20 protein-coding genes and 1 tRNA gene are annotated in these 21,240 nt (G+C 71.0%); 16 read left to right on the top strand and 5 right to left on the bottom strand.

Going from position 1 to position 21,240, the window contains the following annotated elements; genetic code table 11:
- The 10 genes from E4P38_RS02800 (at nt 1) to E4P38_RS02760 (ending at nt 11,091) form a co-directional block, all read left to right on the top strand.
- The gene (locus tag E4P38_RS02800) at nt 1-3,915 is read left to right on the top strand and encodes a hypothetical protein (protein WP_135130211.1); all 3,915 of its coding nucleotides are present in this window, start codon (nt 1-3) and stop codon (nt 3,913-3,915) included.
- Entirely contained in the window at nt 3,916-5,097 is a 1,182-nt protein-coding gene (locus tag E4P38_RS02795; RefSeq protein WP_135130210.1) for a hypothetical protein, read from the top strand.
- Nucleotides 5,097-8,189 (top strand): tail fiber domain-containing protein, encoded by a 3,093-nt coding sequence (locus E4P38_RS02790; RefSeq protein WP_135130209.1) that lies wholly within the window; start codon nt 5,097-5,099, stop codon nt 8,187-8,189. The genes E4P38_RS02795 and E4P38_RS02790 overlap by 1 nt, the downstream gene beginning before the upstream one ends.
- A complete protein-coding gene (locus E4P38_RS02785) occupies nt 8,186-8,422 on the top strand; it encodes a hypothetical protein (RefSeq protein ID WP_135130208.1) in 237 nt (78 codons plus the stop codon). The genes E4P38_RS02790 and E4P38_RS02785 overlap by 4 nt, the downstream gene beginning before the upstream one ends.
- The gene (locus tag E4P38_RS22755) at nt 8,419-8,706 is read left to right on the top strand and encodes a hypothetical protein (RefSeq protein WP_167760426.1); all 288 of its coding nucleotides are present in this window, start codon (nt 8,419-8,421) and stop codon (nt 8,704-8,706) included. Before E4P38_RS02785 ends, E4P38_RS22755 begins: the two co-directional genes overlap by 4 nt.
- 86 nt (nt 8,707-8,792) lie before the next feature.
- Complete coding sequence (locus tag E4P38_RS22750) at nt 8,793-8,966, top strand: hypothetical protein (RefSeq protein ID WP_167760425.1); 174 nt, start codon at nt 8,793-8,795, stop codon at nt 8,964-8,966.
- Nucleotides 8,963-9,880: a hypothetical protein gene (locus E4P38_RS02775; RefSeq protein WP_135130206.1), complete on the top strand. Its 918-nt coding sequence runs from the start codon at nt 8,963-8,965 to the stop codon at nt 9,878-9,880. The genes E4P38_RS22750 and E4P38_RS02775 overlap by 4 nt, the downstream gene beginning before the upstream one ends.
- Before the next feature lie 8 nt (nt 9,881-9,888).
- On the top strand, nt 9,889-10,365 hold the full coding sequence (locus tag E4P38_RS02770; protein WP_135130205.1) for a hypothetical protein: 477 nt from the start codon (nt 9,889-9,891) through the stop codon (nt 10,363-10,365).
- Nucleotides 10,352-10,693, top strand: coding sequence for a hypothetical protein (locus E4P38_RS02765; RefSeq protein WP_135130204.1), 342 nt, complete (start codon nt 10,352-10,354; stop codon nt 10,691-10,693). Before E4P38_RS02770 ends, E4P38_RS02765 begins: the two co-directional genes overlap by 14 nt.
- Nucleotides 10,690-11,091: a hypothetical protein gene (locus E4P38_RS02760; protein ID WP_135130203.1), complete on the top strand. Its 402-nt coding sequence runs from the start codon at nt 10,690-10,692 to the stop codon at nt 11,089-11,091. Before E4P38_RS02765 ends, E4P38_RS02760 begins: the two co-directional genes overlap by 4 nt.
- A gap of 80 nt (nt 11,092-11,171) precedes the next feature.
- On the opposite strand, the gene E4P38_RS02755 is transcribed toward E4P38_RS02760, so the two are convergent.
- The 5 genes from E4P38_RS02755 to E4P38_RS02735 all read right to left on the bottom strand — a co-directional run bounded on the left by E4P38_RS02755 (nt 11,172) and on the right by E4P38_RS02735 (nt 14,464).
- Nucleotides 11,172-11,519 carry a hypothetical protein gene (locus E4P38_RS02755; RefSeq protein WP_135130202.1) on the bottom strand — a complete coding sequence of 116 codons (348 nt, stop codon included), beginning with the start codon at nt 11,517-11,519 and terminating at the stop codon, nt 11,172-11,174.
- Between the two features lie 42 nt (nt 11,520-11,561).
- Nucleotides 11,562-11,939 carry a hypothetical protein gene (locus tag E4P38_RS02750; protein WP_135130201.1) on the bottom strand — a complete coding sequence of 126 codons (378 nt, stop codon included), beginning with the start codon at nt 11,937-11,939 and terminating at the stop codon, nt 11,562-11,564.
- Nucleotides 11,936-12,757: a tyrosine-type recombinase/integrase gene (locus E4P38_RS02745; protein ID WP_167760424.1), complete on the bottom strand. Its 822-nt coding sequence runs from the start codon at nt 12,755-12,757 to the stop codon at nt 11,936-11,938. Before E4P38_RS02745 ends, E4P38_RS02750 begins: the two co-directional genes overlap by 4 nt.
- Before the next feature lie 315 nt (nt 12,758-13,072).
- Nucleotides 13,073-13,161: transfer RNA gene (locus E4P38_RS02740), tRNA-Ser, on the bottom strand.
- 97 nt (nt 13,162-13,258) lie between these two features.
- Entirely contained in the window at nt 13,259-14,464 is a 1,206-nt protein-coding gene (locus E4P38_RS02735; protein WP_135130199.1) for an MFS transporter, read from the bottom strand.
- A 102-nt stretch (nt 14,465-14,566) separates the two neighbouring features.
- On the opposite strand from E4P38_RS02735, the gene E4P38_RS02730 reads away from it, so the two are divergent.
- The 6 genes from E4P38_RS02730 to E4P38_RS02705 all read left to right on the top strand — a co-directional run bounded on the left by E4P38_RS02730 (nt 14,567) and on the right by E4P38_RS02705 (nt 21,239).
- Entirely contained in the window at nt 14,567-15,097 is a 531-nt protein-coding gene (locus E4P38_RS02730; protein WP_135130198.1) for a CGNR zinc finger domain-containing protein, read from the top strand.
- A gap of 131 nt (nt 15,098-15,228) precedes the next feature.
- A complete protein-coding gene (locus E4P38_RS02725; protein WP_135130197.1) occupies nt 15,229-16,665 on the top strand; it encodes a phosphatase PAP2 family protein in 1,437 nt (478 codons plus the stop codon).
- Nucleotides 16,666-16,939: 274 nt separating this feature from the next.
- Entirely contained in the window at nt 16,940-17,887 is a 948-nt protein-coding gene (locus E4P38_RS02720; RefSeq protein ID WP_135130196.1) for a hypothetical protein, read from the top strand.
- Nucleotides 17,888-18,033: 146 nt separating this feature from the next.
- On the top strand, nt 18,034-19,530 hold the full coding sequence (locus E4P38_RS02715; RefSeq protein WP_135130195.1) for a sugar transferase: 1,497 nt from the start codon (nt 18,034-18,036) through the stop codon (nt 19,528-19,530).
- A gap of 112 nt (nt 19,531-19,642) precedes the next feature.
- Nucleotides 19,643-20,182 carry a DoxX family protein gene (locus E4P38_RS02710; RefSeq protein ID WP_135130194.1) on the top strand — a complete coding sequence of 180 codons (540 nt, stop codon included), beginning with the start codon at nt 19,643-19,645 and terminating at the stop codon, nt 20,180-20,182.
- A 4-nt stretch (nt 20,183-20,186) separates the two neighbouring features.
- A complete protein-coding gene (locus tag E4P38_RS02705) occupies nt 20,187-21,239 on the top strand; it encodes a PHP domain-containing protein (protein WP_348633777.1) in 1,053 nt (350 codons plus the stop codon).
- The last annotated feature ends 1 nt before the right edge of the window (nt 21,240 follow it).

Here is a 21,240-nt window from a genome sequence, read left to right as displayed (position 1 = left end):
GTGGCGTTCAAGGGCAGGAAGGTCGCAGACGTCTACGCGGAGCTCCACCTGGACAGGGACTCTGCGCAGGCCACTCTCCGCGGGTCGGCGGCCGCCTTCGGCCCGGACGCCGACCGGGCGGGCCGGGAGCTCGGCAAGCGGATGACCGACGGCCTCGCGAAGGCTGTCGAGGCGTCGTCGGCACGGCTGGTCAAGGCCCGCCGTGCCGAGGTGGACGCGTCGAACGCGGTCACCTTGGCCGAGAGGCGACTGCTCGAGGCCCGCCAGAAGGGGATGACTGAGGGGTCTGCCCGGGCTCTCGCGCTGACTCAGGCTCTCGAGAAGGCGCAGTACCGGCTTTCGCAGGCCCAGTCGAACACCGTCACCTCCACGAGGAAGCTCGACGATGCGCAGCGCAGCCTGGCGTCGTCGATGGGGGCGCTGGGGAAGGACCTGGGGCCTCAGGCGCAGAAGGCCGGGGACGACGCTGGCGGCAAGCTGGCGCTCGGCATGCGGATGTCGCTCATCCGCAACTCGCCGCTGATCGTCGCCGCGATCGGCGGGGTGCTGGCAGCCGGCGCCCCCCTGATGAGCACGGCGGCGGTAGCCCTGTTCGCCGGCATCGGCATCGTTGCGGCCGCCCAGTCGGCGAAGGTGCAGTCGGCGTGGCTGGGCACCTGGCAGCAGATCAAGGCCGGGGCGATCGCCGACGCCGGCGCGATCGAGCCGGTGCTCGTGGGCCTCGCCGGCAAGGTGAGCGCCGGCTTCGACCGGATGCGCCCGTCGCTGCGCAACGTCTTCTCCGACGCGGCGCCCCAGATCGAGGTCTTCGCCGGCGGCATCCTGGACCTCGCCGAAAACGCCCTGCCCGGGCTGGCGCGGGCCGTCGAGCGCGGCATGCCGGTCACGAAGGGTTTCGCTGATTTCCTGTCGAAGACCGGCACCGGCTTGTCGGACTTCTTCGACAAGATCACCGACCACGGCCCAGCCGCAGGCCAGGTGTGGTCGCAGCTGGGCACCTCCATGCAGAAGCTGCTGCCGACCCTCGGTGAGCTGCTCGGGCAGGGCGCCGAACTGGCCTCCGACGTGCTGCCTCTGCTGAATGGCGCGCTCGGCGGCGTGCTCGGCGTCGTTGACCTGCTGGGGCCTGCACTACCCACGGTTGCGACCGCATTCGGCGCCTTCAAGGTCGGCGACATGGTCGCCGGATGGATGGGTTCCGCCGCTACTGGCATCGGCAAGGTCGGCGACGCCATGGGTGGGTCCGAGGAAGGTGCTGGCGTCTTCTCCGGGATGCTGTCCACGATCGGGGACAACGCCGAGTCCATCAGCGAGAAGGCCGGCCCGATTCTGGGCGCGGCCATCACCGCGGTCACCGTCATCATGGAGCGGGCCAGCGAACAGGCCGCCGAGTGGGCGGATGCTCTCCGCCAGGGTGGCGCCGCGGCCGACGAGACGCGCGCCACGATGGGCGACTACCGAGCGGCATTCGATGAAGCCAACAGTGGATTCGGAGGGTTCATCGCCGGCCTGGCGGGGATGAACACCCAGAACTACCTCGCCCTCTCCTCGATCGAGCAGACGAACGATGCCCTGCACGAGCAGTGGGTCGCGATGAACCCGCTCCAGCAGGCGCAGGCCAAGGTCGCCGAGTGGTCGAAGACGCTGACCGACCGGATGCTCGACGAGTCGACGAGCGCTTCTGACCTCGAGGCGGCCAAGCGACGTCTGGCCTTCTGGCAGGCCGAGGGCGCCCGGCTGGCCGCCCAGGAAGAATCGGCGATCAAGGGCGTCACCCAGGCGATGGCCGACCAGGTCGACCAGGCCCGGTCCCGTGTCGACGCCGGCTTCGCTTACGAGCAGTCGCTGAACGGCATCGAGGACGCGCAGGCCAAGCTGAATGAGGTCCTGGCCGATGGCGAGTCCACGACCGAGGACGTGGAGCGGGCGCAGCTCGCCCTCAACCAGGCCTACGACGAGTCCGTCCAGGCCGCGGGCCGGATCGCCACGTCCAATCTGCCGGCGTCGATGGACGACACTCAGAAGGCGATCCTCGGGGCGAAGGGTGAACTCGACCGCCTCAACCAGTTGATCGCGCAGGGCGTGCAGCTGCCGCAGTCGATGGAGGACTACCGGCAGCAGCTCATCCAGATCACCGGCCAGGCGGACGGGGCGATGCTGGCGCAGGCGCAGCTCGCGGCCGCCGTCGGTGAGCTCGGCTTCGCCGTCGCCGCGGTACCGGGCGAGAAGTCGATCACGATCACGGCCCCCACGGACGAGTTGCGGCAGCGCCTCGCCGACCTCGGCTTCACTATCAAGGAGCTCCCGAACGGCGACATCGAGGTCGTCGCGGAGACCGACCAGGCCAGGGGCCACCTGACCGACCTGTCGACGCAGCTCACGGGCCTGGCGACGACGACCGCGACGCCGACGGTCGACGCGAACACGGACCCGGCGCTGGCCAAGATGGCCGACGCGATGAGCGTCCTCTTCGTGCTGTCGGGGCAGAAGCCGATGCCGGTCCTCGACCTGGACATCAACCCCTTCGCCGGGGCAACGGCGACTGCTACAGCGCAGATCGAGGAGCTCGACGGGCAGCGCCCGACGCCGGTGGCCGACGTCGACACGGCGCAGCTGAACGCGCACTACGGCGGTGCGATGAACGTGCTCGCAGTACTCGCCGGTCAGCGGCCGACGCCGTGGGCGAACCTCAATCCGAGCCCGTTGCTCGGTGGTGCGGACAACGCGACGCAGCGGCTCAACATCCTCGGCGCGCAGCGCCCGACACCGTCGGCGTTCCTCAACGACTACGCGAGCGGTGGGCTCGACAAGATCGCGGCCAAGCTCGCGGCGCTGCACGACAAAACGGTCACCGTCACCACGAAGGAACTGAAGGGGAAGGCCGGCGGCGGCCCGATCTTCGCTGCGACCGGCCGGATGGTCATTGGGCCGGGCGGGCCTACGGATGACCTGGTCCGCGCGGTCGGACCAGGGGGAACCGACTACCGGCTTTCCGCCGGCGAGTTCATCAACAACGCGATGACCGTCGGCGAGCAGGGTGGCGCCAAGTTCGCCGCCCTGAACTCGGGCCGGGCGGACATCGTCATGCGCGGGAACGTGGCCGGCGGCGGGCGGTTCGCTCCCGGATCGGGCGCCTCGACCGACGTCGACTACGTCACTTCCCAGCTGTTCGAGGCGATGACGGCCGGCATCAACGAAGGCGTCGACGTGGCCTCCCCGCAGCTCACCTCGTCGATCCTGCGTGCGACACCGACCATGACGGCCGCCGTCCGCAGCGCCAGCCCCAGCCTCACCGGCGCCATTCAGGCTGCCGCACCCACCATGACCCGCTCGGTTTCCGCGGCCGCACCGTTCATGACGCAGGCGGTCGTTGCCGCCGGACCGGCGCTGACGAACGCAGTGTCGGTCGCGGCCGGGTCGCTCAGCGACGCAGTGCGCAACGCCCTGCTCGCCGCTGGGTGGCGCGGAGACCCGACCGACGGCCAGGAGCGGCTCTACGCGCCGGCAGGCGGCGGTGGCGGCGGGTCGCAGTCCTTCATCTTCGACGAGGCCCGGCAGAACGACCCCGTGTACATGAACTGGTGGAACGGGCTGCTGGGTGCCGGGTGGAAGGGCAACCCGAATGACAGTCAGGAGCGGCTCTACTCGCCTTACGCCCGGGGCGGCCGATTCGGCGCCGGGCAGTTCCTCAAGGTCGGCGAGGAGGGCGAGGAATTCGTCCAGTTCGACCAGCCCGGCCGAGTGTTCTCGGCCGACAAGACCCGCGAGCTGGCCGCGGCCGGCGGGAAGTCGGTCGTCGTCCAGAACCTCACGGTGGAGCTGCAGGGCTTCGACATCCGGGACCGCGCCGAGATCCGCCGCTTCGCGCGTGCGCTCCGCGAGGAGCTCCTCAACGTGGACCGGGAGGACAGCTAGATGTGGGGCACGGTCACCATCGGCGGGATCGCCCTGCGCGAGACGAAGGTCGCCGACGAGGACGCCGACACGCTGAAGATCGTCGGGCAGGAGTCGCACCCGCCGTCCACCCGCGCGTTCGTCGAGGCCACCCACCGGAACGTGCTCGGGCTCCGCGACCAGGTCGTCCCGGTTACCTTCACCGACAAGCTCGAGCTGAGCGGCTTCTACCTGGTGGCTGACGTGCGGTCGGTGTTCACCCGCATCCAGGAGGGCGCGTATCAGACCGTCGACTGGGCGATCACCCTTCTGCGGCTGGGGTCGGGGCGCGATGTCGAGGTCGAGTCGCGGGTGCCGACCGTGGCCCGGTCGACGACGGTCGGCACCCCGCCGGCGGCGGTGTTCTGGCACGCCCCGGCCAGTGGGGCGACGTCCTACTTCACCGGTCCGACGGTGCCGGCGTCCTCGATCGGCCGGACGTCGGCCGACGGAGTACTGCAGGTGTTCCTCGGGATCCCGGCCGGGGTGTCACCGCGGTGGACGGTTCCTGCGGAGTCCTACATGAGCGGATCGGCGCGGATCCTGTTCGACGGCATCCGCAGGGCCGGCACGTTCACTCCCCCGCTGGTCGTCTGGCAGGTCGACAACGGGCTGGTGCGTCTGATGTCGGGCCCGTCCGGCGCGATCACGGTGTCCTGCTGGGACGCAGGCGCGTGGCGATCGCCGAAGTCGTACGCGTTCACGGTCAACGGGGTGGCGCTGACCTCTCAGCCGGAGCTGACCGTGCTGCGGAACACCCCGGAGGAGGTGGCCGTGCGCCTGTCCTACCCCGGCGCGCCGGGCCGGGTCCACGTGGACCTTTCCCTGCGCAGGGGCGCCCGTTTCGTCACCGGCGTTATGAAGCGTCATTCGTCCGCGACTCTGGGGGTCGCACGCACCGCGGCGGAGACCGCGAGCGTCGTCACCGGTGGCCTGCGGGCCAGTTCGGCCGACGCCGACGGGAACCGCTTCGTCCTGGGCTCCATGGTCACGGTCACCACCACGACGGCGACCGCGTCGATCGCCAAGGCGGCCGTGCTGCAACTGGACTTCTTCCTCGGCCACGAAGTCGACGCCGCCCCGCAGGCCGGCGACGCATTCGCTGACCTGTGGGCGCAGTACCGCGGCTCGACCGGCGAGCGCGTCCGAGTCGTGAGCCGCTGATGCCGTTCACGGAGACCCTCGAGGCGCTCGGCTCCTGGGAGCTGGAGCTGGCCGAGGAGACCCCCGATGAGCTGATCGCGCAGCTCGGCTACTACGGGCACATGGTCGTCGTCGACGGCCAGGTCGACGTCGACACCACCGGCAACGGCCTGCTCGCTGCCGCCCGCTACGTCGGGGTGTGCCGGGCCCGGTCGAACCCCAGCACCTTCACGCGCGGCGGATCCGGGCTGCTCTTCTGGATCAGCGACGAGGACGGCAAGGGCCACACGCTCGAGAGCACAATCACGCTGACCAACGCCACCCTCGCCCAGGTGGTCACCGCGCTGATGCCGCCGACGGTCACCATCGGCACCGTCTTCCCCCAGGCCGTCCCCGCGACCCGCTACACCGGGACGCACGTCTTCCAGTCTCGGCGGGATGCGCTGCGCATCGCTCTGGCCCCGTTCGGCGCCGAGCTCCGCGTGAACCCCAACTTCACCGTCGACGTCGGCACGCCAGGGCAGCTGTACGACACCGCGCTGCCGCTGACGACGAAGCCGTCCCCGATGATCGTGCGCCGCGGCGCGGGCTCGGACCTCGACCTGGTCGCGGTCGGCGGGAAGGTGGAGACCGAGGGCGCCGTCTACGACTACACGACGAAGGCGACGCTGCTCGGGCAGACCATCGGCGTCGGTGACGAGCCGGACACCGTCTTCGCCGTCGGCTCGGCCAGCGCCCCCTCGGTGCCGTGGAAGGACCCGCAGGGCAGCACGGTGAAGTTCGTACGCCTCATCTCCGAGTCCGGTGAGACCTCGGGGACGGTGGCCGCCAGGGCGCAGCTGCAGCTCAACCGGTTCAGCCGGGAGACGGCCGCGATCAAGGTGACCGCGGCCGACTACGAGATCAGCGGCGGGTTCGGTGTCGGCGACGCGAGCTACGTCTACGACCCCGACTCCGGGATCCTCGACACCGCAGTCGAGCGGCTCTTCCGCGGGCAGCCGATCCACCCGGCGATCGTCCGGGTCTCCTCCATCAGCTCCCCGATCGTCGAGGGCATGACGATCGCCTGGCGCACGGACACCGGCGTCTGGCTGGACCTGACCCGGTGGGTCGTCTGGGAGTCGGCCGGCTCCCGGGAGATCACCGTCGGGGACCTGCCGAAGACCCTGTCCCGTCCGTCGGACCCGATCGCTGACCGGGTCGACGCCGCGCGCGGGAAGCCGTCGACGAAGGTCCCGAAGGCGCCGACCGGGCTGACGCTGTCGACGTCGTCGGCGATCAACCCGAAGGGCACCGACTCGGCCACGATCACCGCGTCCTGGTCAGCGGTCACCCAGTACACCGACAACACGACCGTGGCGCTGCACCACTACGAGGTGCAGTTCCGGCCGACATACCGCGCCCCGCAGTGGCTCGGCAACGCGCTGACCGACGCCACCACCGTCGACCTCGCCGTGGTCGCCGCCCTGGGCTACGACGTGCAGGTCCGCGCCGTGTCCACCGGCGGCGTCGCGAGCGCCTGGACGTCGACGTCGTCGATCACCTCGGCGGCGGACTCCACCGGACCGGCCGCGCCGGCGGACCCGGTGCTCACGCAGTCCCTCGGCCAGATCCGTGTCCGCTACCCCGGGACCACGAGCGTCGGCGGGGCGATGCCGGCCGACGCGAACCGTGTCGACGTCGAGGTCGCGGCGGCGGGATCCGGCGGCCCGTTCGTCGTCGAGTCCTCACTCAACCCGTTCGTGGAGGGCATCCACCGTGTCGGTGGCACCCCCGGTCAGACGCGGTGGGTGCGGCTGCGGGCCTACGACCACAACGGGAACGGGTCCGCGTACTCGGCGACGGTGTCGGCGGTGATCCCGCAGGTCAACGACGGCGAGATCGGAAGCCTGTCGGTCGGGAAGCTCACCGCCGGCACGATGGCCGCCGACGTCGTCATGGCCGGCCGGTTCACCACGGCGCTCACCGGTCAGCGGCGGGAGATGAACGCGATCGGTTGGCAGGCGTTCGACGCCCTGAACGCGCTGACCGTGAACATCGACGGCGTCAACAACCTGCTGACCGGCATCTTCAAGACCGCGCTGAGCGGCCGCCGCATCGAGATCGGCGCCGCCGGCACCACCGGCAAGGTCCAGTTTTTCGCACCGGACGGCACCGAGGGCTACGTCCGAGGGTTCACGGCGACCTCGGGCGTCGAGGCCATGCAGATGCAGATCCCCATCGCCGGCGCAGGCGCGGACTGGAACTCGGTCATCGTGAACAGCGTCGAACAGGTGACGCTGGTCGGCAAGAACGTCGTCGCCTACATCGGCGGCGCCGCCACGGGCACCCGGACGTTCACGATCTTCTACGCGCCCGACAAGGCGAACACATCCACCGGCATCCAGACCCTCTACCAGGCCACGCCGCTGTCCCACACGTTCGTCATCCCCAACGGCGGGGACTTCTTCATCAACGAGCAGACCATGACCCGCCTGTGGATGGACGCTGGCGGCGGGAACTTCGTCTACCACGCGCAGGGGCAAGCCACCAGCATCGTGCAGCGGAACACCGACGGCAGCCTCCACAACCGATTCTTCGTCGACGACAACGACGTCACCTTTCTGTGGCCCGGCTCCATCTCCAAGATCACGGTAAACCCGCCGGACTTCGCGCCGTTCAACTCGGCGCGCATGCAATTCGTCAACGGCAACAGCTTCGGCGGCTACCTGAAGCTGTACTACGACGGCACGGGGGCGATCGGCCTGCACAGCCGCAACGGCACCGACACCGGCTGGCAGGCCTTCTTCGCGAGCGCATTCACGGTCTCCTCCGACGCCCGCCTGAAGGAGGAGATGACGGACGCCACCGGCGACTTCCTCTCAGACGTCATGACCACGCGGGTCAAGCGGTACCGGCGCAAGCCGGACGCCGAGGGCCGCAACATGCCGGTGGAGATCGGACTGGACGCGGGCGAGGCGCCGCCACAGATCGTCGTCAAGACGATCGACGACATGGGCGCCGTCGACCTGTACCAGTACACGGCTCTGCTGCACGCAGCGCTGCAGCAGTTCGTGACCGAGGTGCGCGGCGGTCCCGCGGCGCCCAAGAGGGCGAAGGGGGCGGTGCTGTGAGCCTGCGATCCGACGGCCAATACCGGTGCGATAAGTGCGGGGTCGATGTCGGCAACGGCGGCGTGCAGTCGGGCGCCGTCATCTCCACCGTGCAGCGCGACGACCCGGTCCGCCCGGTCGTCTACCACCTGTGCCGCGAGCCCCGCGAGGGCGCCCCGTACGGCTGCGAGGGGCAAACCTTCGGCCCCGCGACCTTGGCGAACTACACCGAGACGAGGACCCCCCAGACATGACCAGTCCGAACCCGCAGGCCGACTTCGAGCGCATCGTCACCCGCATCGCGCAGCGCTCCGCCGACAACGCCAGTCGTGGCAACGCAGACCTCGCCTGCCAGCTCGCCCTGGCGCAGGAGACGATGGAGGGCCAAGCCGCGGCACTGGCCGACAGGGACCAGGCGCTGACCGACAAGGACGCTGAGCTCGCCCGCGCCCACCAGGTCGCCGACGAGCTGCGGGCCCGCATCGCCGGGCTCGAGGCGAAGTCCGCCGGCGGCGACGAGGAACCTCCGACCGCCTGACCCCTGCTCGACCGCCCCGCCCGCCCCGCCCGCTCCACCCCGCGCCCCTCCCGGGCAGCGGGGCCTGACCCATGCCAGGAGGTGCCGTGGAAACCGATCACGACGAAGAGCTGCCGGTCCTCGACCAGCCACCGGCGTCCGGCGTGTTCGTCGACCACGACGACGAGCCGCTCACCGACGACGACGTCGAGCTCGGCAATGCGCTCGGCGAGGCCATCGACGTCGACGACGACGACGACCGGGACGGGGGCCTCCTGTGACCGCAGCCGCCGCACAGGCCGCCGCACAGCAGCTGCGCACCGCGCTGCTCGACAACGGCGTGCAGCGGGTGTCGATCGAGCTGCAGCCCGGCGTCGGCCCGAAAGCCGACCCGTGGGGGGTTGCGCCGTTCGTCCGCGGCCTCGGCCACCACATCGCCTCCTACCCCACCCAGGGAGCCACGCCCGGGCTCGGCGTCGTCAAGGGCGGACGGAAAGGCGCCAGCCCACTGCAGGGGCCGCTGGCGAACTGCTACGGCGGATTCGACCTCACCGCCCGCATCATCACGCTCGGCTGGGCCAACCACCCCGGCGCCGGCGGCCCATGGTCCGTGCCCGGCTGGGGAACTGTGCCGCTCGACAACGGCCGCCCGTACATCCTCGGCTGGGAGTTCGAGGGCGGCTACCTCGAATACACCGACGAGATGCACGACTTCATGGCCCGCTGCGGTGCCGGCACCCTCGAATGGCTCGGCTGGCTGAACGGCCGCGAGCCCGCCCCGCTGGAGTGCTTCGGCGAGCACAAGGACCCATGGGCGCCCGGCCGAAAGATCGACCGCATCGGCTACACCGCGAAGTCCGGTCGCGCCCGCATCGCCGCTGTCCGCGGCAAGAAGCCCACCCAGTCCGAGGAGGACGACAGCATGAAGTTCAAGGCCTTCCGCTCCGACCCCAAGAACGGCGGCACCGGCGCGATCGCCCTGGCCGCGTTCGGCATCTGGTACCTCGTGCCCAACCCCGACTACTACAACCTGCTGATCTCCGACGAGGTGTGCACCCCGTACCGGAACGTCGCCCCGAACGTCTTCGACTACTACCGGGTGCTCTACCAGCTGTCGGAGATCAACGACACGGAGATGGCCGCCGTGCTGTCGAAGCTGTCCGCCGACGAAGCCGCCCGCGCCGCGGCGTCCTGACCCAGTCCATGCCGTCGACGCTGACCGAAGCAGCCCGGCCGCTCGACTCCGCTCGCGACAACCCCTTCGAGCTGTTCGTCCTCTACCTCGGCCTGCTCGTCGGCGCACCGCTGCTGTTCGGGGCGCCGACCCCCGGGTCGACCGCCGAGCTGCTCGGAGTCTTCTGGGGACGCGTGTGGGCGTGGCTGCTCGTCGGCGGCTGCCTCATCGCCCTGACCGGCGCCTGGTGGACATGGTGGTGCTGGTGCGGCCGCTGGTGGCCGCGCATCAAGCCGGTCGCATCCACGGGGCTGCTGATCGAGCAGCTCGGGCTCATCGCCGTCGGCTTCGGCACGGTCATCTACGCCATCGGCGTCATCGCGGCCGGCGGCGACAGTGGCCGCTACGTTCCGGCGGGGCTCGTCGCCAGCCTGGGGCTGGCATCGCTGTGGAGGGCCCGCCGGATCCGCCGCTGGGCGAAGGCGGTCCTTCATGCCGCTGGGTGACTACATCGGCCCGATGCTGACCTCCGGCGCCGTGTTCTCCGTCGTCACCGTCGCCGTCCAGAACTTCTCTCAGCGCCGCAAGCTCGGCGCCGAGACGGAGAAGACCGACGCCGACACCGCCGACATCCTGTCGAAGACCGCACTGGCACTCGTCGAGCCCCTCGGCAAGCGCATCAAGGAACTCGAGGAGCAGCTCGACCGCGTGCAGCAGAAGGCCGAGAGCCTGGAGCAACAGCTCGACGAGTGCAGGACCAGTAACCGTGCGAAGGACGAGCAGATCTGGATGCTCCGACGCACCCGCGCATCGAACGAGAGGGAGCTTCCGTGATCACCTACACCGGATTCACGTGGGTCCAGCTGCTGACCTTCGCGGTGTCCGCCGTCCTGCCGGCACTCGTCGCGCTCATCACGAAGAGGATGGCCGCCCCCGCCCTGAAGGCGGTGACGCTGCTGTTCCTGGCGGCGCTCACCGGCTTGCTGTCCGAGCTGCTCGACGCCCTGGTGACGGCGCTGCCGTTCGACTTCGGGACCGCGGCCGCGAACTGGCTGATGGCGTTCATCGTCGCGGTGGCAGCGCACTACGGGCTGCTGAAGCCACTGAAGATGACCGGGTCGCAGGGGGCGATCGCGACGGCCGTGCCGGGCGGTCTCGGCGCCGACGACCCCGGCCGGCACTCCGTCGACGCGATTGTGGCGCGGCTGCAGGCGGAGCGGCGCTCCGGCTAGCCCGTCACAGAAGAGGCCCCCGGCTGCTGCCCTTCACGGGTGGCGGTCGGGGGCCTCTTCGTCGTGAGCAGGCGAAGCGGTCAGCCGGCACCGAATGAGCAAGCTGCCCGGTCACTCCCACGCTGCGAGAGGACACGGCCGGTCTCGTCGACGATCACGATGTCAGAGCTCGGCTCGCCGTTGCCCTCGTCGTACAGCCACTCGCCGATCCAGCCGCAGTAGTCCATCGCCGCGGTCTCAGTGCCGTCCTCACCGAGCCGCACCTCGACGTTCCCGCCTTCGATACTGATCTCGCCGTTGCGGAGGGCTCGGTATTCGCCGACGCCTTCGTAGTGGTCTGACAGGTAGGAGGTCAGGTCGTCGGCGCTGGCTCCACCGCAAGCAGACAGGAGCAGAACGACCGCCGAACCGATGGCTGTGCTGCGCATCTTCTTCCCGCCCCGTCGTTGGTGGGACGGGACGGTACCGGATCACACGGGCGGCTGCGAGATCTCCTCTCGCGATGCAGGGCGGTCACAGACCAGCCGGACCCCGAGGCACAGGCCGGCGATCGTCGGGCAACCGGCCTCCCACGTGGCGCGGCCCATGTGCAAGAGAGTTGAGTCGCTGTCGCCGTTGAAGTTCGTCCGGTCTCCGACCCCCAGATGGTCGGCGTAGGCCTGGGCGTCGTCGTAGCAGCCAAACCACGCCTGAATGCCGGCCGGTATCTCGTCGCGCCAGAGTTCGAATGTCAGCGTGCGAGGTGTGACTCCCAGACGATCAAGGTCCGCCAGCACCTCGGCGGCGATGAGACGGATCGCGGTCGTCCCCGCGATCTGCCTCTTGGGTGATTCGATGACGGCGGTCATGACGCGGTCCTCTCGGGGGTGGATGGGCCGGCGGGGGCAGGGCCGACCATGGGGAGCCGGTTGATGGCGGCGTGCTGGGCTTCGGCGGCGACGAGCGTGTAGATCGCGACGGTGTTCAGGGAGGCGTGGCGCAGCAGCTCCTGCGTCTCCCGGGCGTTCGCGCCCGAGCGCATCAGCTCCGTGCCGAACCAGTGCCGCAAGCTGTGCGCCGTGCCCGGGATATCGCAGCGCCGCATTGCCCGGGAGATGACCGCCGAAAGGGAGTCGCGGCGGATCGGCCGGCCGGGACGCTTCGGCGACGGGAACCAGTAGCCGCGTCGCGGGTACCGCCGTGCCTCGGTGGCGATCACGGGGTGCAGGGGCAGCCACTTCTCCACGCCGCCCTTGCCGACGACGCGCAGTCGCTGGCCGACGAAGTCGACGTCCTCGCCACGAACCTTCGCCGCTTCGTGGACGCGGAGGCCTTCGTAGGCACAGAGGAGGACCGCTGTGCGGGTACGCCGGCGGATGCCGGACGCCAGGAGCACCTCGACGTGGCCAGTGGCCACGGGATGCGGTTCGCGGCGAGGTGCCCGCGGGCGGCGCAGTCCGTCGAGCGGGTTGTCGGTGCGGCGGCCGGTCGCCAGCAACCAGCGGTGCCATGCCTGCAGCGCCGAGTAGTAGGTCTGCCGGGTGGAGGCGGACGGGAGGCCGGCGAGGTAGTCGATCAGCTCGATGGTGCTGAGCCGGTCGGGGCCGGCGTCGACCCATCGGGCAGCGCGGAGGACGACCCGCGGCCACTCGGTGATCGTCCGCTTCGAGAGGCCTTCGGCTCTCATCTGCTGTGCCCAAGCGAGGAGCGATTCGCTCCCCGTAACGCTGTCTGTTCCCCCTGTAGCGATCATGCGAACAAGGCGTACCGGAACTACACGGGTGACGTTTCCTGTCCGTGACCGATCCGTTACAAAAAGCTCGGTCGTCATGCGATCAGACGCTCGGCGTAGATCGCCGGGACCAGTGCGAGATGGCGGCCTGGCCGGTCAGTCGTCCGACGCTTCGGACCACGGAAGGGGGGCCGGCAGCGTTCGATCTGTGATCCGTAGTCAGATGCTCTATCCGTTGAGCTACGGGTGCCTGTGTTCAGTTGTCGTGCGCGGAGGCTCCGGGATTTGAACCCGGGATGGGGATTAACCCAAACCGCATTAGCAGTGCGGCGCCATAGACCGGACTAGGCGAAGCCTCCCGGGTCCCGAGTTACCCCGGAACCACCGAAGAGAGAGACTACCAGCGGCCTGGAGCGCCCTCCCAGCCCGGGGGCGAGCGGGGCCGGGAGCCGCAGCTCAGGCCGCGACCGGCTCCCTCGCCAACGGCGCGGACGCCGGGCGGCGGCCCGGCACCAGCGTCAGGACGACGGCGCCGGCGGCGCCCAGGGCGGCGAGCATGAGGCTGCCGCTGACCCCCAGCGGGCCCTCGATCAGCGCGCCGCCGACGGCCGCGCCCACCGCGGAGGCGCCGACGGTGGTCGTTGAGAGCCAGGTGAACGCCTCGGTGGTGGCGTGCGCCGGAGCGAGCGAGCCGACCAGCGTGTTCTGCACGGTGAGCGTCGGCGCGATCGCCGTCCCGCCCAGGAACAGCAGCACGCCGAGCGCCCACGGGCTGGAGATCCAGGCCAGCGGCGCGAGGCCGATGGTCACGCCGAGGAGCAGCAGCCGGTACTGCCGCGGCAGCGAGATGCTGATGACGCGGGCACCGAACCAGAGGCCGCCCGCCGTCGAGCCCAGCGCCCACAGCGCGAGCAGCAGCCCGGACAGGCCGGGCGAACCGAGCTCGTCGGCGAACGCCGGGATGGCCACCTCGAGCGCACCGAAACCGAGCATCAGCGCGGAGCCGGTGACCAGCAGCCGGGGCATGCCAGGGGCCAGCACCGTGGAGAACAGCCCCGACCGACTCCCCACGACCGGGACGTACGCCCTGGTCGGGGCAGCCGTGGCGATCCCGAGAGCACCGGCCACCGCGAGGACGCCCGCCAGCGCCATCGCCAGTGCGGGGTCGACGAGGACGGCGAGCACGGCGACCAGCGTCGGCCCGACGACGAAGACGAGCTCGGTGGCGGTCGCGTCGAGGGCGTAGGCGGTAGGCCGCACGCGGACGTCGACCCGCGACCACAGCGCCCGCACGGTGCCCGACACCAGCGGGGTCGCGGTGCCGGCGAGGGCGGATGCCGCGACGACGGCGGGGGAAGAAGCGCCGCCGAGGACGACGGCGATCAGCACGCCGAGCAGGACCGGGTACACCGCCGCCTGGGTGAAGAGCACAGGGCGCGGCCCGCGACGGTCGGCGAGCCGGCCCAGGACGGGCGCCATCGCCGCCGATGCGATCCCCAGGACGGCTGAGGCCAGCCCGGCGATCGCGTAGGAACCGGTCTGCTGCTGCACCATGAGCAGCAGCGCCAACGGCACCATGGCCGACGGAAGACGGCCGGCGAAGCCGGAGAGCAGGAGCACCGGGGCGGAGGGAAGCCGCCAGACGGTGAGGTACGCACGCACGACAGAACTCGTTTCACTTGCAAGGGAAGGAATCTGTAGGGGGTCAAACACAGTTAACCCCCTACGTAGTTCCGAGGCTATCACCCATGGGTAGGGAGTGAGATGGATTACGACACCTACGGGTCGAGCGCCATCGAGCTGGCCATCGAACTGGCCAACGTCGAGCGCGCCGATCCGGAGTGGGCGCGCGCCTTCCTGTCCTCCCACTCGGAGTGGTTCACCCCCGGCACGTCCTACGAGCTCTCCCCCGGCGAGACGCACAGGGCCGGCACCACCGCCGCGCTGGTCCGGGACGTCGCGCTCGCCGAGACCCAGGACGACGTCGTCCTCCGGCTGAACGAATTGCTGGCCCTGGCCCGCCCGCGTCCCTACGCCACCGACCACGACGGCGAGCTGCACCTGCACTACGCCCGCGAGGACGCCCCGGTGCTCGAACAGCTCACGACGACGGTCGCGATGGGCCTGTCGCAGGTGGTGATCCAGCACGGCTGGCAGCGGCTGGGCGTCTGCTCGGCGGAGGGCTGCGACAACGTCTACATCGACACCTCGCGCAACGCGAGCCGTAGGTACTGCTCCAACACGTGCGCCAGCCGGTCGACCGTCGCGGCTTACCGCGCCCGCCAGAAGACGTAGTCCGGGGCCCTGTTGATCAGGTGACCTGATCATCAAGGGTCCTGGCTCACCGTCGACACTGAGCCAGGACCCCCCACGATCAGGTGACCTGATCATCAGCACCCACCGCCGGAGCCAACTAACGTCCGGTCGTGTCCTCTCCCCGCCTCTGGGATGCGCGCCTCCACGCGTTCATCGGCCGCCTGCCCACGACGCCCGCCGACCGCTGGCTGCGCCGGCTCTCCACCTACGCCAACCACGGCCGGCTCTGGCTGGTGATCGGCGTCCTGCTCGGCATCCGCAAGGGCCCGCTGCGCCGCGGCGTGATCCGCGGCCTCGGGTCGATGGCGGTGTCCAGCGCTCTCGTCAACGTCGTCCTCAAGCGGATCTTCGGCCGGGTCCGGCCGGACCTGGAGAACCTCCAGACGCACCGCCGGCTCCGCCGCGAGCCCGGCAGCCTGTCGTTCCCCAGCGGCCATTCCTCCTCCGCGGCTGCATTCGTTACCGGCGTGGCCATGGAGAGCCCCCTCGCCGGCGCCGCGCTGGCGCCGGTGGCGTTCGGGGTGGGCTACTCGCGGGTGCACGTGGGAGTCCACTACCCGGGGGACGTGGTCGCGGGGCTCGCCGTGGGCGGAGCCGTCGCCGTCGCCACCCAGCACTGGTGGCGCGTGCGACCCAAGCAGGCCGCCCGTGTCCGGACGGCGCTCGACGCGCCCGCGCTCCCGGAGGGCGAGGGCCTCGTCGTCGCCGTCAACCCGCGCTCCGGCCCCGACGACTACGACCCCGCCGAGGACATCAGGCGCCTCCTCCCCCGTGCCGAGGTCCTCGAGCTGACCCCCGAGTCCGGCGTCGACGAGCTCCTCGGCGAGGCCGCCCGCTCGGGCCGGGCCAAGGCGCTGGGCGTGGCCGGCGGGGACGGCAGCGTCGCTGCCGCGGCCGCCGTCGCGCTCGAGCACGGGCTCCCGCTGGCCGTCATCGCGGCGGGCACGCTCAACCACTTCGCCCGTGACGTCGGCCTGGAGACCCCGCAGGACACCGCGAACGCCGTCGTCGCGGGGCAGGCCGTGCGGGTCGACGTCGCCGAGGTCAACGGGACGCCGTTCCTCAACACCGCGAGCATCGGCGCCTACCTGGAGATGGTCCGCCGCCGCGACCGCCTGTCGGGCCGGATGGGCAAGTGGCTGGCCCTCACTGTCGCCGCCGCCCAGGTGCTGCGCCGGCAGGCCCCGGTGCAGCTGGTCGTGAACGGCCGGCCGCTGTCGGTCTGGATCGTCTTCATCGGCAACTGCCTCTACACGCCGCGCGGCCTCTCCCCCGCCTGGCGCCCGCGGCTGGAGGACGGACTGCTCGACGTCCAGTACCTGCGGGCCGACCTGACGTTCGGACGCACGCGCGCAGTGCTGGCCACGCTCCTCGGGATCAGCGAGCACGCGCGCAGCTACGGGCACTTCGAGGCCGAGGAGGTCACGGTGGTCTCCCGGTCCGGGCTCAAGCAGGTCGCCTTCGACGGCGAGATGGGTGAGAAGGCGACCGAGTTCCGGTTCCGCAAGCGGGCCGAGTTGACCGTCTACTGCTGCCGCACCGGCTGACGTCCGAAAGCCCACGTCAGGACGGCGACGACCGACACATCTCCGTCCATTCCTGGACACGGAGGGTGAAGCCTGGCCGGGGCCGGTCACGCTGCGCACCCCGCCGTAGCGAGAGGACTTGTCGCCGGAACAGGCGCGGGCGCATGGTCCCCGTCCGAGCAAAGCGGGGGAGCGCGTGTCGATCGGCACCAGCACGATCCAGGCGCCTGGTCCAAGAGAGTGGCCAGGGACGCCGGTCTCCCCCCTGCGCCGTTCCCCGCCGAGGTGGCGGCGGATGCTGACGATCGTCACGTTCACCATCGGCGCCTGGGTGCTGGTCGGAGCCGTGGTCGACGTGGCGCAGGCCGACGAGGGCCAGCCCGTCGTCACCGCGTCCTGCGGTGTCCCGGTGACCGTTGCGCCGCCCGGCGAACTCGGCAGCGGGCCACCCGCGTCGGTCGGTCCGCCGCAGTGCGACGTCCCGCCTACCGACGGGCCCCCAGCCCTCCCGCTGCCCACGACGCCGGCCACCCTCCCGGAACCTCCTGTCCCTGCGCCCGTGGACGTCCCCGTCGAGGTACCGCCCGTCGTCCCCGAGCAGGTCCCCGCTCCGGAACCGGCACCCCATCCCGGCCCGGCCGTTACGACCACGGCAGCGGAGCCGCCGAGCCCCGCCGCGGAGGCGGCCGAGCAGGAAACGGCTGACCCAGCGGGGCCGGAGAAGGTCGACGCCGCGGAGGACGTGGCCGCGACCATCGTGGCGGTGGAGCCGGGACCCGGAACGACGACGGCGTCCGCCGAGGTCCCGATCCTCGTCGAGGTCGTCTGCGACGTCCCGGAGATCTGCGGGTTCGGGACCGCCGAGCCGGCGTTCACCGGACCACAGCTCAGCGCCTCCGCCGACGGCCGCCCGTTCGCGGTGGTCGAGGCGACGAGCGCCGACGGCGGGACGACGATCGCCCCCGCCGGGCGCACCACCACCAGTCCGTGGAGCCCGCTCCGGCCGCTCGCGCCGCTCGACCTGCCGCTCCCGCAGCCCTCCGCCCCCGCCTGCCCCTCTGCCGCGGCCGCCGCCGGCGCATCCACCTCCGGGAACGGCCACGAGACGCACGCCGACAGCAGCTACGCCGTCCTCGACACCCGCTTCGCGGCCATGCTCACCGACGGCGCGGTCCGTTCCTCCTCCGGCTTCGCCGGAGCCATCGTCGGTGGCGCCGACGACCCCGGAGTGCGCCCCGGCTGAGTCCGCGCGGCGGCACCGAGTTCCGCTGCGTTCGATTCGCATCTCGCTCGGCCACGGCCCCGGACCCGGCCGTTCGCCCGCACTCCCCCCTCGCACCTGCGCGCCGTCGCGGGGCTCCAGCGCACGCACGTCAAGGAAACACTCAGATGAGTCAAGCCAAGTATTCGGAGCACGTGCTCCCCGTTCGTGGGGCGCCGAGCCATCCGCCGTCGTTCGGCCACCGATTGCGTGGCTCGGGCACCGTCGCCCGGCGCGCGTGGCGCGACGCCTACGTGCGCCGCCTGGTCGTCGTCGATGCCGGTTGCGCCCTCGTGGCCGGCGCCGTAGGGCGCCTGGCCGGTCTCGGACCGGTCCATCCCTGGACGGCGGCGCTTCCGCTCGGGCTGTTCGTGGCACTGCCGCTGGTGTGGGTGCTCGCCATGCACGCCATGCGCAGCTACGAGCAGCAGTTCCTCTGGGAGGGCCTCGAGGAGTTCCGCCGCGTCCTCTTCGCCGGTGCCCTGGTGCTCGCCGGGGTCGCCATCGCGTCCTGGGGCCTGGAGCTCCCGATCGACCGCGGCTTCGTCGTCGTCGCCCTGCTGCTGGCGACCGCCCTGACCCTGGCCTCGCGGCTGGTGCAGCGCGAGTGGCTGCGCCGTCAGCGGGCGAAGGGACGGTTCCTGCAGACGACGCTGTTGGTGGGCCGCCCCCAGGGCGTCGCTGCGCTGCACCAGCAGCTGCTGCGCGAGGCCCAGTACGGCTACCGGGTGGTCGGCTGCTGCCTGCCGACGGCCGGCACGGACACCTTCGACGGGGTCCCGGTGCTCGGCGGACCGCGTGACGTCGTCGACGTCGTCCGCAGGTACGAGGTGGACACCGTCGCCGTGCTCCCCTCGCCAGAACTGGACGGCGATGCGCTGCGGCGGCTCGGCTGGGACCTGGAGACGACCCGCGCCGACCTGCTGCTCGCGCCCGCGGCCACCGAGATCGCCGGACCGCGGGTCCGGATCCGGCCGGTCTGCGGACTGTCGCTGCTGCAGATGGAACGCCCCGAGCTCCGTGGCGTGCGCCGGGTGGCCAAGACGGCGTTCGACCGCATCGGGGCCGGGGTGGGCCTCCTCCTGCTGGTGCCGGTCCTCCTCACGGTGGCGCTGATGGTGAAGGTGACCAGCCGGGGACCGATCCTCTTCCGTCAGGAACGGGTGGGCCGCGACGGCCGCATCTTCGCGATGATCAAGTTCCGCAGCATGGAGGCCGACGCCGAGCTGCTGCTCGAGAGGCTGACCGCGGCCAACGAGGGGAACGGCGTGCTCTTCAAGCTCCGGCACGACCCGCGAGTGACCCGCGTCGGCCGGACGCTGCGCCGCTACTCCCTGGACGAGCTGCCGCAGCTGTTCAACGTCCTGAAGGGCGACATGTCCCTGGTCGGTCCGCGCCCGCCGCTTCCGTCGGAGGTCGGGCGCTTCGAAGCCGACATGCACCGCCGGTTCGTCGTCAAGCCGGGCCTGACCGGCCTGTGGCAGGTCAGCGGCCGCTCGAACCTGTCCTGGGACGACTCAATGCGCATGGACATCCACTACGTGGAGAACTGGTCGCTGCTGCTGGACCTGATGATCCTGTGGCGGACGGTCGGCGCCGTGCTTCGGGGGGACGGCGCCTACTGACCCTGCCGGGATCGGCGCAGGTCGCTACGGTCGGCAGCAGAGATTGCCCGGACGATCTTCCGGGCAGTGCACACCCCGACGTAGTCGCGGTACTGAGGAAAGAGGTCTGCACATGTTGGTCCGCCGGATCGCCCGGCCGTTGCTCGCCGCCCCCTTCGTCTACGGCGGGATCAGCACCCTGCGCAAGCCGCAGGACCGCGTCCCGGGTGCCCGTCCGGTGGTGGAGAAGATCACGGAGACGGCCGACAAGCAGCTGCCGGTGCAGGTGCCCAAGGACGTCGAGCAGTACGTGAAGGCCAACGCCGCACTGCAGGTCGGTGCCGGCGCCCTGTTCGCGCTCGGCCGGCTCCCGCGCCTGACCGCGCTGCTGCTCGCCGGCTCCACCGTGCCGACGACGCTGGCCGGCCACCGGTTCTGGGAGGAGAGCGACCCGAAGGTCTCCTTCGAGAAGATCGCCCACTTCGTGAAGAACCTGGGCCTGCTCGGCGGCCTACTGCTCGCCGCCGTCGACACCGAGGGCAAGCCGTCGGTCGGCTACCGGGCCCGCCGGGCCGCGCACAACGCCGCCGAGTCGACGGAGAAGACCTTCGCGAAGGCGCAGAAGCGCGCCGCGAAGGCCCAGAAGAAGGCAGCGAAGAAGGCCAAGTCCTGAGGGGCTGGCCCTGAGCTCCCCGCTCCCGCCCGCGGCCGCGCTCCGGAGGATCGCCTTCCTCCTGGAGCGCGCCCGCGAGCCCAGTTACCGCGTCGGCGCCTTCCGCACCGCCGCGGCCGTGGTCGACGGGCTCACCGACGAGCAGCTCGACCTCAAGATCCGCACGAACACGCTGAAGGACCTCAAGGGCGTCGGCCCGAAGACGGCGACGGCGATCGTCGAGGCGCACAAGGGGCAGGTCCCCGAGTACCTGGCGAAGCTCGAGGAGGCCCACGCCGAGCTCGTCCCGATGGCCGACGACGTCGCCGAGTTCCGTGCCGCCCTGCGGGGTGACCTCCATACGCACTCGGACTGGTCGGACGGCGGCAGCCCGATCCGGGAGATGGCCGAGGCGGCGATGGCGATCGGGCACGAGTACATGGCGCTCACAGACCACTCGCCCCGGCTGACCGTCGCCAACGGGTTGAGCCCCGAACGGCTGGAGAAGCAGCTCGACGTCGTCGCCGCGCTCAACGAGGAGCTGGCGCCGTTCCGGATCCTGACCGGCATCGAGTGCGACATCAACGTCGACGGCAGCCTCGACCAGACCGACGAGTTGCTCGGCCGCCTCGACGTCGTCGTCGCGAGCGTGCACTCCGACCTGCGGGCCGACTCCAAGGCGATGACCGCCCGGATGCTGGCGGCGGTCGCCAACCCGCACGCCGACGTCCTCGGGCACTGCACGGGCCGGCTCGTCATCGGCCGGCGTCAGCGCAACGGAACCCAGAAGCCGCGGCCGGAGAGCCAGTTCGACGCCGAGGCGGTCTTCAGCGCGTGCGTCGAGCACGGCACCGCCGTCGAGATCAACTCCCGGCCCGAGAGGCTCGACCCACCGAAGCGGCTGCTGTCGCTCGCCGTCGAGCTGGGCTGCGAGTTCGCCATCGACACCGATGCGCACGCGCCCGGTCAGCTGGACTGGCAGGGCAACGGCTGTGAGCGCGCCCTCGAGACCGGGGTGCCGGTCGAGCGGGTCGTCAACACCTGGACGGCCGAGGACCTGCTCGCCTGGACCGACTAGG

The sequence above is a fragment of the Blastococcus sp. CT_GayMR16 genome (genome assembly GCF_004570875.1).
Classification (GTDB): Bacteria; Actinomycetota; Actinomycetes; order Mycobacteriales; family Geodermatophilaceae; genus Blastococcus_B.
Note: the sequence above shows the minus strand (reverse complement) of the source record. Positions and strands in the feature narration are given on the sequence as shown.

Bases quoted from the DNA above. Each gene is read 5' to 3' on its own strand.
- E4P38_RS02795 (WP_135130210.1), top strand. From the start codon at position 3,916: ATGTGGGGCACGGTCACCATCGGCGGGATCGCCCTGCGCGAGACGAAG.
- E4P38_RS02790 (WP_135130209.1), top strand. From the start codon at position 5,097: ATGCCGTTCACGGAGACCCTCGAGGCGCTCGGCTCCTGGGAGCTGGAG.
- E4P38_RS22755 (WP_167760426.1), top strand. From the start codon at position 8,419: ATGACCAGTCCGAACCCGCAGGCCGACTTCGAGCGCATCGTCACCCGC.
- E4P38_RS02770 (WP_135130205.1), top strand. From the start codon at position 9,889: ATGCCGTCGACGCTGACCGAAGCAGCCCGGCCGCTCGACTCCGCTCGC.
- E4P38_RS02765 (WP_135130204.1), top strand. From the start codon at position 10,352: ATGCCGCTGGGTGACTACATCGGCCCGATGCTGACCTCCGGCGCCGTG.
- E4P38_RS02755 (WP_135130202.1), bottom strand. From the start codon at position 11,519: ATGCGCAGCACAGCCATCGGTTCGGCGGTCGTTCTGCTCCTGTCTGCT.
- E4P38_RS02750 (WP_135130201.1), bottom strand. From the start codon at position 11,939: ATGACCGCCGTCATCGAATCACCCAAGAGGCAGATCGCGGGGACGACC.
- E4P38_RS02745 (WP_167760424.1), bottom strand. From the start codon at position 12,757: ATGAGAGCCGAAGGCCTCTCGAAGCGGACGATCACCGAGTGGCCGCGG.
- E4P38_RS02730 (WP_135130198.1), top strand. From the start codon at position 14,567: ATGGATTACGACACCTACGGGTCGAGCGCCATCGAGCTGGCCATCGAA.
- E4P38_RS02720 (WP_135130196.1), top strand. From the start codon at position 16,940: ATGCTGACGATCGTCACGTTCACCATCGGCGCCTGGGTGCTGGTCGGA.
- E4P38_RS02715 (WP_135130195.1), top strand. From the start codon at position 18,034: ATGAGTCAAGCCAAGTATTCGGAGCACGTGCTCCCCGTTCGTGGGGCG.
- E4P38_RS02710 (WP_135130194.1), top strand. From the start codon at position 19,643: ATGTTGGTCCGCCGGATCGCCCGGCCGTTGCTCGCCGCCCCCTTCGTC.